The following is a 13,372-nucleotide window of genomic DNA, read 5'->3' as shown; positions in this document are numbered from 1 at the left end:
AGCAATGAAAGCTCTGCTCGATCTATTCAAGCAAGTCCAACAGGAAGAAGTTTTCGACGCGATCAAGATCGGTCTGGCTTCACCTGACAAGATCCGTTCGTGGTCGTTCGGCGAAGTGAAGAAGCCGGAGACCATCAACTACCGTACGTTCAAGCCGGAACGCGATGGTCTCTTCTGCGCGAAGATCTTCGGGCCGATCAAGGACTACGAGTGCCTGTGCGGCAAGTACAAGCGCCTGAAGCACCGCGGCGTGATCTGCGAGAAGTGCGGCGTCGAAGTGACGCTGGCGAAGGTGCGTCGTGAACGGATGGGCCACATCGAACTGGCCTCGCCGGTCGCGCACATCTGGTTCCTGAAGTCGCTGCCGTCGCGTCTGGGCATGGTGCTCGACATGACGCTGCGCGACATCGAGCGCGTGCTGTACTTCGAGGCATACGTGGTGATCGAACCGGGCATGACGCCGCTGAAGGCGCGGCAGATCATGACCGAAGAGGATTACTACAACAAGGTCGAGGAATACGGCGACGAATTCCGTGCCGAGATGGGTGCGGAAGGCGTGCGTGAACTGCTGCGCGCGATCAACATCGACGAGCAGGTCGAGACGCTGCGCACCGAGCTGAAGAACACCGGCTCGGAAGCGAAGATCAAGAAGTACGCGAAGCGCCTGAAGGTCCTCGAGGCATTCCAGCGCTCGGGCATCAAGCCCGAGTGGATGATCCTCGAAGTGCTGCCGGTGCTGCCGCCGGAACTGCGTCCGCTCGTGCCGCTGGACGGCGGCCGTTTCGCGACGTCGGACCTGAACGACCTGTACCGCCGCGTGATCAACCGTAACAACCGGTTGAAGCGTCTGCTCGAGCTGAAGGCGCCGGAGATCATCGTCCGCAACGAAAAGCGGATGCTGCAGGAAGCCGTCGACTCGCTGCTCGACAACGGCCGCCGCGGCAAGGCGATGACGGGCGCGAACAAGCGTCCGCTGAAGTCGCTCGCCGACATGATCAAGGGCAAGGGCGGTCGTTTCCGTCAGAACCTGCTGGGCAAGCGCGTCGACTACTCGGGCCGTTCGGTCATCGTGGTCGGCCCGACGCTGAAGCTGCACCAGTGCGGCCTGCCGAAGCTGATGGCGCTCGAACTGTTCAAGCCGTTCATCTTCAACAAGCTGGAAGTGATGGGCGTCGCGACGACCATCAAGGCGGCGAAGAAGGAAGTCGAGAACCAGACGCCGGTGGTGTGGGACATCCTCGAAGAGGTGATCCGCGAGCACCCGGTGATGCTGAACCGTGCGCCGACGCTGCACCGTCTCGGTATCCAGGCGTTCGAGCCGGTGCTGATCGAAGGCAAGGCAATCCAGCTGCACCCGCTCGTCTGCGCGGCGTTCAACGCCGACTTCGACGGTGACCAGATGGCCGTTCACGTGCCGCTGTCGCTCGAAGCGCAGATGGAAGCGCGCACGCTGATGCTCGCGTCGAACAACGTGCTGTTCCCGGCCAACGGCGATCCGTCGATCGTGCCGTCGCAGGATATCGTGCTGGGTCTGTACTACGCGACCCGCGAAGCGATCAACGCGAAGGGCGAAGGCCTGTCGTTCACCGGCGTGTCGGAAGTGATCCGCGCGTACGAGAACAAGGAAGTCGAGCTGGCATCGCGCGTCAACGTGCGGATCACCGAAATGGTCCACAACGAGGACAAGTCGGAAGGCGCACCGGCGTTCGTGCCGAAGATCACGCTGTACGCGACGACCGTCGGCCGCGCGATCCTGTCGGAGATCCTGCCGCACGGCCTGCCGTTCTCGGTGCTGAACAAGCCGCTGAAGAAGAAGGAAATCTCGCGCCTGATCAACACGGCGTTCCGCAAGTGCGGCCTGCGCGCGACGGTGGTGTTCGCCGATCAGCTGATGCAGTCGGGTTTCCGTCTCGCGACGCGCGCCGGCATCTCGATCTGCGTGGACGACATGCTCGTGCCGGAGCAGAAGGAAACGATCGTCGGCGACGCCGCGAAGAAGGTGAAGGAGTACGACCGCCAGTACATGTCGGGTCTCGTCACCGCGCAGGAACGCTACAACAACGTGGTCGACATCTGGTCGGCGACGTCGGAAGCGGTCGGCAAGGCGATGATGGAGCAGCTGTCGACGGAGCCGGTGACGGACCGCGACGGCAACGCGACGCGCCAGGAGTCGTTCAACTCGATCTACATGATGGCCGACTCGGGCGCCCGGGGTTCGGCGGTGCAGATTCGTCAGCTGGCCGGTATGCGCGGCCTGATGGCGAAGCCGGACGGCTCGATTATCGAGACGCCGATTACCGCGAACTTCCGCGAAGGCCTGAACGTGTTGCAGTACTTCATCTCGACCCACGGTGCACGTAAGGGTCTGGCTGATACGGCACTGAAGACCGCGAACTCGGGTTACCTGACGCGTCGTCTGGTCGACGTGACGCAGGATCTGGTCGTGGTCGAGGACGATTGCGGCACGAGCAACGGCGTCGCGATGAAGGCGCTGGTCGAAGGCGGTGAAGTCGTCGAAGCGCTGCGCGACCGTATCCTCGGCCGCGTCGCGGTGGCGGACGTCGTGAATCCGGAAACGCAGGAAACGCTGTACGAATCGGGCACGCTGCTCGACGAAACGGCGGTCGAGGAGATCGAACGCCTCGGCATCGACGAAGTGCGCGTGCGCACGCCGCTGACCTGCGAAACCCGCTACGGTCTGTGCGCGTCGTGCTACGGCCGCGACCTCGGCCGCGGCTCGCTCGTGAACGTCGGCGAAGCGGTCGGCGTGATCGCCGCGCAGTCGATCGGCGAACCGGGCACGCAGCTGACGATGCGTACGTTCCACATCGGTGGTGCGGCATCGCGTGCGGCAGTGGCGTCGTCGGTCGAAGCGAAGAGCAACGGTATCGTGCGCTTCACGTCGACGATGCGCTACGTCACGAACGCGAAGGGCGAGCAGATCGTCATTTCCCGTTCGGGCGAAGCGATGATCACCGACGACTTCGGTCGCGAGCGCGAGCGTCACAAAGTGCCGTACGGCGCGACGCTGCTGCAGCTCGACGGCGTCACCGTCAAGGCCGGCACGCAGCTCGCTACGTGGGATCCGCTGACGCGCCCGATCATCACCGAGTACGGCGGTACGGTGAAGTTCGAGAACGTCGAGGAAGGCGTGACGGTCGCGAAGCAGATCGACGACGTGACCGGCCTGTCGACGCTGGTCGTGATCGACGTGAAGCGTCGCGGTTCGCAGGCGTCGAAGAGCGTGCGTCCGCAGGTGAAGCTGCTCGACGCGAACGGCGAGGAAGTGAAGATCCCGGGCACGGAGCACGCAGTGCAGATCGGCTTCCAGGTCGGCGCGCTGATCACCGTGAAGGACGGCCAGCAGGTGCAGGTGGGTGAAGTGCTCGCACGTATCCCGACCGAAGCGCAGAAGACGCGTGACATTACCGGCGGTCTGCCGCGGGTGGCGGAACTGTTCGAAGCGCGTTCGCCGAAGGATGCGGGCATTCTCGCGGAAGTCACCGGCACGACGTCGTTCGGCAAGGACACGAAGGGCAAGCAGCGTCTCGTCATCACGGACCTCGAGGGCAATCAGCACGAGTTCCTGATCGCGAAGGAAAAGCAGGTGCTGGTCCACGATGCTCAGGTCGTCAACAAGGGCGAAATGATCGTGGACGGCCCGGCCGATCCGCACGACATCCTGCGTCTGCAGGGTATCGAGGCGCTGTCGCGCTACATCGTCGACGAAGTGCAGGACGTGTACCGACTGCAGGGCGTGAAGATCAACGACAAGCACATCGAGGTGATCGTTCGCCAGATGCTGCGTCGTGTGCAGATCACCGACAACGGCGATACGCGCTTCATCCCGGGCGAACAGGTCGAGCGTTCCGACATGCTGGACGAGAACGATCGCATGATCGCCGAGGACAAGCGTCCGGCGTCGTACGACAACGTTCTGCTGGGTATCACGAAGGCGTCGCTGTCGACCGACTCGTTCATCTCCGCGGCATCGTTCCAGGAAACGACCCGCGTGCTGACCGAAGCGGCGATCATGGGCAAGCGCGACGATCTGCGCGGCCTGAAGGAAAACGTGATCGTCGGCCGTCTGATTCCGGCTGGTACGGGCCTGGCGTTCCACAAGGCGCGCAAGGCCAAGGAGTCGTCGGATCGCGAGCGTTTCGACCAGATCGCAGCGGAAGAAGCGTTCGAGTTCGGCACCCCGAGCACGCCCGCCACGGAAGAGCCGCAACAGCATCCGGCAGCCGAGTAAGTGCTGGCGGCGCGAGCCGCCTCGCTACGCTGTCGCTGAAACCGCCCAGTTTCGACTGGGCGGTTTTTTTTCGCCCGGCCGGCGCCGGTCGCCGGCACCAACGCGCACTGTCCCGATGGCCAATGTTGTGCGATTCGCCGCTTCAGGCGCGCACGGGTTGTTAGAATCCCGGTCATCGCAGTTTGCCGTCTTCCATCTCATTCATGTCCCGCGCCCTCGAAATCCTCGACGAAGTCTTCGGTTATTCCGCGTTCCGCGGCCAGCAAGGCGAGATCGTCGAGCACGTCGCCGGCGGCGGCGATTGTCTCGTGCTGATGCCGACCGGCGGCGGCAAGTCGCTGTGCTACCAGATCCCCGCGCTGCTGCGGCGCGAGACCGGGCATGGCGCGGGCATCGTCGTGTCGCCGCTGATCGCGCTGATGCAGGACCAGGTCGCGGCGCTCTCCGAAGTCGGCGTGCGCGCGGCCTACCTGAACTCGACGCTGTCCGGCGCGGAGGCCGCGGCCACCGAGCGCGCGCTGCGCGAAGGCGAAATCGACCTGCTGTACGTCGCGCCCGAGCGGCTGATGACCGGGCGCTTCCTCGACCTGCTCGAGCGCACGAAGATCGGCCTGTTCGCGATCGACGAGGCGCATTGCGTGTCGCAATGGGGCCACGATTTCCGTCCCGAATACATCCAGCTGTCGGTGCTGCACGAGCGGTTTCCGTCGGTGCCGCGCATCGCGCTGACGGCGACCGCCGACGCGATCACGCGCGACGAGATCGTCCACCGCCTTGCGCTCGACGACGCGCGCGTGTTCGTGTCGAGCTTCGACCGGCCGAACATCCGCTACCGGATCGTCGAGAAGGACAACGCGCGCGCGCAGCTGCTCGACTTCATCCGTGCCGAGCACACGAATGCCGACGGCACGACCGATGCGGGCGTCGTGTATTGCCTGTCGCGCCGCAAGGTCGAGGAAACGGCCGAATGGCTGAAGGCGCAGGGCGTGCGCGCGCTGCCGTATCACGCGGGGATGGAATTCGAGGTGCGTCAGAAGCACCAGGAGATGTTCCAGCGCGAAGAGGGCATCGTGATGTGCGCGACGATCGCGTTCGGCATGGGGATCGACAAGCCGGACGTGCGCTTCGTTGCGCACCTCGACCTGCCGAAGAGCGTCGAGGGCTACTACCAGGAAACCGGCCGCGCGGGCCGCGACGGCCTGCCCGCGAATGCGTGGATGGCGTACGGCCTCGGCGACGTCGTCCAGCAGCGCAAGATGATCGACGAGTCCGATGCCGACGATGCGCACAAGCGCGTGCAGACGGGCAAGCTCGACGCGCTGCTCGGGCTGTGCGAGACGATTTCCTGCCGCCGCGTACGCCTGCTGAATTACTTCGGCGAGGCCAGCCAGCCGTGCGGCAATTGCGACACCTGCCTCGAGCCGCCCGATTCATGGGATGCAACGCGCGAGGCGCAGATGGCGCTGTCGTGCGCGTTCCGCGCGCAGCGCGCGAGCGGCTTCAACTTCGGCGCGAGCCATCTGATCGAGATCCTGCGCGGCAGCCGCAACGAGAAGGTCCTGCAACGCGGCCATGATGCGCTCAGCACGTTCGGCATCGGCGCGTCGCTGTCCGAGCCGGAATGGCGGGCGATCTTCCGGCAGCTCGTCGCGTACGGCTATCTGGCCGTCGACCACGGCGGCTTCGGCGCGCTCGTGCTGACCGAGGCCGCGAAGCCGGTGCTGAAGGGCGAGGAAAAGGTCACGCTGCGACGCTACGTGAAGCCGCAGCGTTCGCGCCAGTCGTCGAGCCGCGGCGGCACGCGCGTCGACCCGACGGCCGGCATGAGCGCGCGCGAGCGCGCCCGCTGGGACGCGCTGCGCGCGTGGCGCGCGGAGACGGCCAAATCCGACGGCGTGCCGGCGTACGTGATCTTTCACGATGCGACCCTCGCCGAAATCGCACGCAATGCGCCGGAGACGATCGACGATCTGCGCCATATCCCCGGGATGGGCATCCGCAAGCTCGAACGCTTCGGCGACGAGCTGATCGACGTCGTCGAATCGGCCTGACGGCCAGCCTCCGGCCGGGCGCCGGTCTCGGCCGTCGGGCGGCAAACGCACGCAACCCGTTGACTTGCTTGGTATTTCCGGAATATGATGCTAGGTTCCGGTTCTTGGCTGGACGGGTTGCGTGCGAAAGTTCGTGCCTGTTTTCCGGATCCGGAGGTCAATCGCACCTCGATTCTCGCTTTGCCCGAAATCGATGTGCGGATTTTGTTCAATTTCAGGAATAAACAATGCCAACCATCAACCAACTGGTTCGCAAAGGCCGTCAGTCGGAAACGACGAAGAGCAAGAGCCCGGCCCTGCAGGACTGCCCCCAGCGTCGCGGCGTGTGCACCCGTGTGTACACGACGACGCCGAAGAAGCCGAACTCGGCACTCCGTAAGGTTGCCAAGGTTCGTCTGACGAACGGCTTCGAAGTGATTTCGTACATCGGCGGTGAAGGCCACAACCTGCAGGAACACTCGGTTGTGCTGATCCGCGGCGGCCGTGTGAAGGACTTGCCGGGTGTGCGTTACCACATGGTTCGCGGCTCGCTGGATACCCAGGGCGTCAAGGATCGTAAGCAAGCGCGCTCGAAGTACGGCGCGAAGCGTGCAAAGGCTGCGAAGTAAGCAGTTTTTGATTTGGGATCGCCCCAGGGCGGTCAAGGCGGTGGTGCCGGATTGCCGGTGCTGTCGAGTAAGTGGTCACCCGGCCAAGCTGGTTAGTCGTGAAGATGTGATCGGGTTAGTTGGTGGCCGCGGGGCTGAGAAACAGCTCCAACTGAACAGGTAAAGGAAGAAACATGCCGCGTCGTCGCGAAGTTCCCAAGCGGGAAGTGTTGCCGGATCCGAAGTACGGCAACGTAGATGTAGCCAAGTTCATGAACATGCTGATGCTGTCCGGCAAGAAGTCGGTCGCTGAACGCATCGTTTATGGCGCATTCGAACAGATCCAGACCAAGGGTGGCAAGGACCCGCTGGAAGTGTTCACGGTTGCGCTCAACAACGTGAAGCCGGTGGTCGAAGTGAAGAGCCGTCGCGTTGGTGGTGCCAACTATCAGGTTCCGGTCGAAGTGCGTCCGTCGCGTCGTATGGCATTGGCGATGCGCTGGTTGCGCGAGGCTGCGAAGAAGCGTAGCGAGAAGTCGATGGCTCTGCGTCTTGCTGGCGAACTGTCCGAAGCGGCTGAAGGCCGCGGCGGCGCGATGAAGAAGCGCGATGAGGTTCACCGCATGGCGGAAGCCAACCGCGCGTTCTCGCATTTCCGTTTCTAAGCGCCAGGCTGGGCTTTTAGCGGAAAAAATTCCGGGCGGGTGCGCTTTTCGAGCGCCTCGCCCGTTTGTGTTGAGGCGCGATGCGACAGGGTCGCATCGCGCCAACCCAGTAGAGGATCAAAGTGGCTCGCAAGACTCCTATCGAGCGCTACCGCAATATCGGTATTAGCGCTCACATCGACGCCGGCAAGACGACGACGACCGAGCGCATTCTGTTTTACACCGGTGTGAACCACAAGATCGGTGAAGTCCACGACGGCGCAGCCACGATGGACTGGATGGAGCAGGAACAGGAGCGTGGCATCACGATCACCTCCGCTGCTACCACGGCCTTCTGGAAGGGCATGGGCGGCAACTATCCGGAACACCGCATCAACATCATCGACACCCCGGGCCACGTCGACTTCACGATCGAAGTGGAGCGCTCGATGCGCGTGCTCGATGGCGCGTGCATGGTCTACTGCGCAGTGGGCGGCGTGCAGCCGCAGTCGGAAACGGTGTGGCGCCAGGCTAACAAGTACAAGGTGCCGCGTCTCGCGTTCGTCAACAAGATGGACCGTACCGGCGCGAACTTCTTCAAGGTCTACGACCAGCTCCGTCTGCGCCTGAAGGCGAACCCGGTTCCGGTCGTGGTGCCGATCGGCGCGGAAGAAAACTTCAAGGGCGTCGTCGACCTGATCAAGATGAAGGCGATCATTTGGGACGAAGCGTCGCAAGGCACGAAGTTCGACTACGTCGACATTCCGGCCGAGCTCGCAGAGACCTGCAAGGAATGGCGCGAGAAGATGGTCGAAGTGGCTGCTGAAGCCAGCGAAGACCTGATGAACAAGTACCTGGAAGAAGGCGATCTGCCGGAAGCCGACATCGTCAAGGCGCTGCGCGACCGTACGATCGCGTGCGAAATCCAGCCGATGCTGTGCGGTACCGCGTTCAAGAACAAGGGCGTGCAGCGCATGCTCGACGCCGTGATCGACTTCCTGCCGTCGCCGGTCGACATCCCGCCGGTCAAGGGCGAGCTCGAAGATGGCGCAGAAGCCGAGCGCAAGGCGTCGGACGACGAGAAGTTCTCGTCGCTCGCGTTCAAGATCATGACCGACCCGTTCGTCGGCCAGCTGATCTTCTTCCGTGTGTACTCGGGCGTCGTCAACTCGGGCGACACGCTGCTGAACTCGACCAAGGGCAAGAAGGAACGCCTCGGCCGTATTCTGCAGATGCACGCGAACCAGCGTGAAGAAATCAAGGAAGTCCGCGCAGGCGACATCGCTGCTGCAGTTGGCCTGAAGGAAGCGACCACGGGCGACACGCTGTGCGATCCGGCACACCCGATCGTGCTCGAGCGCATGGTGTTCCCGGAGCCGGTGATTTCGCAGGCCGTCGAGCCGAAGACCAAGGCTGACCAGGAAAAGATGGGCCTCGCGCTGAACCGCCTGGCGCAGGAAGATCCGTCGTTCCGCGTGCAGACCGACGAAGAGTCGGGCCAGACCATCATTTCGGGCATGGGCGAGCTCCACCTCGAAATTCTGGTCGACCGGATGAAGCGTGAATTCGGCGTGGAAGCAACGGTCGGCAAGCCGCAGGTTGCATACCGCGAAACGATCCGTTCGACGGCGAAGGACGTCGACGGCAAGTTCGTCAAGCAGTCGGGCGGTCGCGGCCAGTACGGTCACGCGGTCATCACGCTCGAGCCGAACGAACAGGGCAAGGGCTACGAGTTCTTCGACGAGATCAAGGGTGGTGTGATTCCGCGTGAATACATCCCGGCGGTCGACAAGGGTATCCAGGACACGCTGAAGTCGGGCGTGCTGGCCGGCTTCCCGGTCGTCGACGTGAAGGTCCACCTGACGTTCGGTTCGTACCACGACGTTGACTCGAACGAAAACGCGTTCCGCATGGCCGGTTCGATGGCGTTCAAGGAAGCGATGCGCAAGGCGAACCCGGTCGTGCTCGAGCCGATGATGGCAGTCGAAGTCGAAACGCCGGAAGACTACATGGGCAACGTGATGGGCGACCTGTCGGGCCGTCGCGGTATCGTCCAGGGCATGGAAGACATGGTCGGCGGCGGCAAGATCGTCCGCGCTGAAGTTCCGCTGTCGGAAATGTTCGGCTACTCGACGTCGCTGCGCTCGCTGACGCAAGGTCGTGCAACGTACACGATGGAGTTCAAGCACTACGCTGAAGCTCCGCGCAACGTTGCCGAAGCGATCATCAGCGCAAAGTCGAAGTAAAGCTGCATCTACCAACCGATTATTTTTTGAAAGAAGAGAATCATGGCAAAAGAGAAGTTTGAGCGGACCAAGCCGCACGTGAACGTTGGTACGATTGGTCACGTTGACCACGGCAAGACGACGCTGACGGCAGCGATCACGACCGTGCTGACGAAGAAGTTCGGCGGCGAAGCGAAGGCATACGACCAGATCGACGCAGCGCCGGAAGAAAAGGCACGCGGCATCACGATCAACACCGCGCACGTCGAGTACGAAACGGCTAACCGCCACTACGCACACGTCGACTGCCCGGGCCACGCTGACTATGTGAAGAACATGATCACGGGCGCGGCGCAGATGGACGGCGCGATCCTGGTGTGCTCGGCAGCAGACGGCCCGATGCCGCAAACGCGTGAGCACATCCTGCTGGCGCGTCAGGTTGGCGTTCCGTACATCATCGTGTTCCTGAACAAGTGCGACATGGTGGACGACGCTGAACTGCTCGAGCTGGTCGAGATGGAAGTTCGCGAACTCCTGTCGAAGTACGACTTCCCGGGCGACGACACGCCGATCGTGAAGGGTTCGGCGAAGCTGGCGCTGGAAGGCGACACGGGCGAGCTGGGCGAAGTGGCGATCATGAACCTGGCAGACGCACTGGACACGTACATCCCGACGCCGGAGCGTGCGGTTGACGGCGCGTTCCTGATGCCGGTGGAAGACGTGTTCTCGATCTCGGGCCGCGGTACGGTGGTGACGGGTCGTGTGGAGCGCGGCATCGTGAAGGTCGGCGAGGAGGAAATCGAAATCGTCGGTATCAAGCCGACGGTGAAGACGACCTGCACGGGCGTGGAAATGTTCCGCAAGCTGCTGGACCAAGGTCAGGCAGGCGACAACGTTGGTATCCTGCTGCGCGGCACGAAGCGTGAAGACGTGGAGCGTGGCCAGGTTCTGGCGAAGCCGGGTTCGATCACGCCGCACACGCACTTCACGGCTGAAGTGTACGTGCTGAGCAAGGACGAAGGCGGCCGTCACACGCCGTTCTTCAACAACTACCGTCCGCAGTTCTACTTCCGTACGACGGACGTGACGGGCTCGATCGAGCTGCCGAAGGACAAGGAAATGGTGATGCCGGGCGACAACGTGTCGATCACGGTGAAGCTGATTGCGCCGATCGCGATGGAAGAAGGTCTGCGCTTCGCAATCCGCGAAGGCGGCCGCACCGTCGGTGCCGGCGTCGTCGCCAAGATCATCGAGTAATATCGACGATCCGCGGGTCCTCTAGAGGATCCGCGATTCCACGGTAGTCATGCCGTCCGGAACCGGGCGTCCAGCTTTGGCTGGCGCCCGGTTTTGTTTTTTTGGCGTGCCCGTCGCATTTCGACGAACCCGCACCACCGATCCAAAGAATCGTGTAGAATCGCGGACTTAGCAGTGGAAGTACCGTCCGGGATATGGCGCCTCGCTCCCCGCAGGCTTCGTGTCTCGCGTTCTTTTAGTGTCCGGCGATGCAACATCGCCTCGCTCTTTCCAAGGAATCGTCATGCAGCAACAGAAAATCCGCATTCGCCTGAAGGCTTTCGACTATCGTCTGATCGACCAATCGGCTGCCGAAATCGTCGACACGGCGAAGCGGACTGGCGCAATCGTCCGTGGCCCGGTGCCGCTGCCGACGCGCATTCAGCGTTTTGACATCCTGCGCTCGCCGCACGTCAACAAGACGTCGCGCGACCAGCTCGAAATCCGTACCCACCAGCGCCTGATGGACATCGTCGATCCGACCGACAAGACGGTCGACGCGCTGATGAAGCTCGACCTGCCGGCTGGCGTCGACGTGGAAATCAAGCTGCAGTAAGGCTTCCGGCGCCTTCCGGCGTGCCGGGTGGCGCTAAGTCTTTGATTGCTTGCGGAAAACGGAAGGTCGGGCTATAATGCTTGGCTTTTCGCGTATTCGCGTAAAAAAGTCGGGCCTTGCGTGCCCGGCATTTTGTAAATCAGCCCCGACCAATCGCAGTCGGGAATGGAGAAAACGATGAGCCTTGGACTCGTAGGTCGCAAGGTTGGTATGACCCGTATCTTCACGGCTGAAGGGGATTCGATTCCCGTCACCGTGGTGGACGTGTCGGACAACCGCGTGACGCAGATCAAGACTGTTGAAACCGACGGCTACACGGCCGTGCAGGTTGCATTCGGCTCCCGTCGTGCATCGCGCGTGACGAAGCCGCTGGCAGGTCATCTTGCCAAAGCCGGTGTCGAAGCCGGTGAAATCCTCAAGGAATTCCGCATCGACGCGGCCAAGGCGGCCGAGCTGTCGAATGGCGCCGTGGTCGGCGCTGATCTCTTCGAAGTGGGCCAGAAAGTCGACGTGCAAGGCGTGTCGATCGGTAAGGGCTACGCCGGTACGATCAAGCGTTACAACTTCTCCTCCGGCCGTGCTACGCACGGTAACTCGCGCTCGCACAACGTGCCGGGTTCGATCGGTATGGCGCAGGATCCGGGTCGCGTGTTCCCGGGTAAGCGCATGACGGGTCACATGGGTGACGTGACGGTGACGGTGCAGAACCTCGAAATCGCTCGTATCGACGCAGAGCGCAAGCTGCTGCTGGTCAAGGGCGCGATTCCGGGTGCGAAGGGCGGCAAGGTTTTCGTGACGCCGGCCGTGAAGACCAAGGGGGCGAAATAATGGAACTCAAGCTCCTGAATGAAAATGGTCAGGAAGGTGCAGTGGTCAACGCATCGGACGTCGTGTTCGGTCGTGACTACAACGAAGCGCTGATCCACCAGATCGTCGTTGCTTACCAGGCGAACGCTCGCCAGGGTAACCGCGCGCAGAAGGACCGCGAGCAGGTCAAGCACACGACCAAGAAGCCGTGGCGCCAGAAGGGTACGGGCCGTGCTCGTGCCGGTATGTCGTCGAGCCCGCTGTGGCGCGGCGGTGGTCGTATCTTCCCGAACTCGCCGGAAGAAAACTTCTCGCACAAGGTCAACAAGAAGATGCATCGCGCAGGCCTCTGCTCGATCTTCTCGCAGCTGGCCCGCGAAGGCCGTCTGTCGGTCGTCGAGGACATCGTTCTCGAAGCGCCGAAGACCAAGCTGCTGGCCGACAAATTCAAGGCCATGGGTCTCGATTCCGTGTTGATCATCACCGACACGGTCGACGAAAACCTGTACCTGGCTTCGCGCAACCTGCCGCACGTGGCAATTGTCGAGCCGCGCTACGCTGACCCGCTGTCGCTGATCTACTTCAAGAAAGTGCTGGTCACGAAGGCTGCGGTCGCCCAGATCGAGGAGTTGCTGTCATGAGCGAGATTCGCAAGAACGATCATCGTTTGATGCAGGTCCTGCTCGCACCGGTGATTTCCGAGAAGGCGACGCTGGTTGCCGACAAGAACGAGCAAGTCGTGTTCGAAGTCGCACCGGATGCCACGAAGCAGGAAGTGAAGGCGGCTGTCGAGCTGCTGTTCAAGGTTGAAGTTGATTCCGTCAACGTGCTGGTTCAGAAGGGCAAGCAAAAGCGCTTCGGCCGTTCGATGGGCCGCCGCAAGGACGTGAAGAAGGCATACGTGTGCCTGAAGCCCGGCCAGGAAATCAACTTTGAAGCGGAGGCCAAGTAATC

11 protein-coding genes are annotated in these 13,372 nt (G+C 62.5%); 10 read left to right on the top strand and 1 reads right to left on the bottom strand.

From position 1 onward, the window contains the following. Nucleotides 1-4 precede the first annotated feature (4 nt). From rpoC to rpsG, 4 genes are all read left to right on the top strand, one after another. Entirely contained in the window at nt 5-4,252 is a 4,248-nt protein-coding gene (rpoC, locus tag ABFO07_RS00940; protein ID WP_059558279.1) for a DNA-directed RNA polymerase subunit beta', read from the top strand. A 203-nt stretch (nt 4,253-4,455) separates the two neighbouring features. Further along, complete coding sequence (recQ, locus tag ABFO07_RS00935; RefSeq protein ID WP_059558281.1) at nt 4,456-6,303, top strand: DNA helicase RecQ; 1,848 nt, start codon at nt 4,456-4,458, stop codon at nt 6,301-6,303. A gap of 227 nt (nt 6,304-6,530) precedes the next feature. Then, the gene (gene rpsL, locus ABFO07_RS00930; protein ID WP_006400662.1) at nt 6,531-6,911 is read left to right on the top strand and encodes a 30S ribosomal protein S12; all 381 of its coding nucleotides are present in this window, start codon (nt 6,531-6,533) and stop codon (nt 6,909-6,911) included. Between the two features lie 173 nt (nt 6,912-7,084). Beyond that, nucleotides 7,085-7,555 (top strand): 30S ribosomal protein S7, encoded by a 471-nt coding sequence (rpsG, locus tag ABFO07_RS00925; protein ID WP_004198359.1) that lies wholly within the window; start codon nt 7,085-7,087, stop codon nt 7,553-7,555. Here the strand turns inward: rpsG and ABFO07_RS00920 are convergent. Next, nucleotides 7,552-7,809 carry a hypothetical protein gene (locus ABFO07_RS00920; RefSeq protein WP_230952991.1) on the bottom strand — a complete coding sequence of 86 codons (258 nt, stop codon included), beginning with the start codon at nt 7,807-7,809 and terminating at the stop codon, nt 7,552-7,554. The genes rpsG and ABFO07_RS00920 overlap by 4 nt on opposite strands. Between ABFO07_RS00920 and fusA the strand changes: the two genes are divergently transcribed. From fusA to rplW, 6 genes are all read left to right on the top strand, one after another. Further along, nucleotides 7,696-9,780, top strand: a complete 2,085-nt coding sequence (gene fusA / locus ABFO07_RS00915) for an elongation factor G (protein WP_230952990.1) — start codon at nt 7,696-7,698, stop codon at nt 9,778-9,780. The genes ABFO07_RS00920 and fusA overlap by 114 nt on opposite strands. A gap of 42 nt (nt 9,781-9,822) precedes the next feature. Continuing rightward, nucleotides 9,823-11,016, top strand: a complete 1,194-nt coding sequence (tuf, locus tag ABFO07_RS00910) for an elongation factor Tu (protein ID WP_347468078.1) — start codon at nt 9,823-9,825, stop codon at nt 11,014-11,016. A 283-nt stretch (nt 11,017-11,299) separates the two neighbouring features. After that, nucleotides 11,300-11,611 carry a 30S ribosomal protein S10 gene (rpsJ, locus tag ABFO07_RS00905; protein WP_004199280.1) on the top strand — a complete coding sequence of 104 codons (312 nt, stop codon included), beginning with the start codon at nt 11,300-11,302 and terminating at the stop codon, nt 11,609-11,611. A 177-nt stretch (nt 11,612-11,788) separates the two neighbouring features. Beyond that, complete coding sequence (gene rplC, locus ABFO07_RS00900; RefSeq protein ID WP_059558439.1) at nt 11,789-12,439, top strand: 50S ribosomal protein L3; 651 nt, start codon at nt 11,789-11,791, stop codon at nt 12,437-12,439. Next, nucleotides 12,439-13,059, top strand: coding sequence for a 50S ribosomal protein L4 (gene rplD, locus ABFO07_RS00895; protein ID WP_059558287.1), 621 nt, complete (start codon nt 12,439-12,441; stop codon nt 13,057-13,059). Before rplC ends, rplD begins: the two co-directional genes overlap by 1 nt. Continuing rightward, complete coding sequence (gene rplW / locus ABFO07_RS00890) at nt 13,056-13,370, top strand: 50S ribosomal protein L23 (protein ID WP_004199275.1); 315 nt, start codon at nt 13,056-13,058, stop codon at nt 13,368-13,370. Before rplD ends, rplW begins: the two co-directional genes overlap by 4 nt. The last annotated feature ends 2 nt before the right edge of the window (nt 13,371-13,372 follow it).

The organism is Burkholderia stagnalis (assembly GCF_039848545.1).
Taxonomy (GTDB): Bacteria; Pseudomonadota; Gammaproteobacteria; order Burkholderiales; family Burkholderiaceae; genus Burkholderia; species Burkholderia stagnalis.
This window is presented reverse-complemented; position numbering and strand designations above follow the sequence as displayed.

Coding starts and splice junctions, on each gene's coding strand:
- rpoC (WP_059558279.1), top strand. CDS start 5: ATGAAAGCTCTGCTCGATCTATTCAAGCAAGTCCAACAGGAAGAAGTT.
- recQ (WP_059558281.1), top strand. CDS start 4,456: ATGTCCCGCGCCCTCGAAATCCTCGACGAAGTCTTCGGTTATTCCGCG.
- rpsL (WP_006400662.1), top strand. CDS start 6,531: ATGCCAACCATCAACCAACTGGTTCGCAAAGGCCGTCAGTCGGAAACG.
- rpsG (WP_004198359.1), top strand. CDS start 7,085: ATGCCGCGTCGTCGCGAAGTTCCCAAGCGGGAAGTGTTGCCGGATCCG.
- tuf (WP_347468078.1), top strand. CDS start 9,823: ATGGCAAAAGAGAAGTTTGAGCGGACCAAGCCGCACGTGAACGTTGGT.
- rpsJ (WP_004199280.1), top strand. CDS start 11,300: ATGCAGCAACAGAAAATCCGCATTCGCCTGAAGGCTTTCGACTATCGT.
- rplC (WP_059558439.1), top strand. CDS start 11,789: ATGAGCCTTGGACTCGTAGGTCGCAAGGTTGGTATGACCCGTATCTTC.
- rplD (WP_059558287.1), top strand. CDS start 12,439: ATGGAACTCAAGCTCCTGAATGAAAATGGTCAGGAAGGTGCAGTGGTC.
- rplW (WP_004199275.1), top strand. CDS start 13,056: ATGAGCGAGATTCGCAAGAACGATCATCGTTTGATGCAGGTCCTGCTC.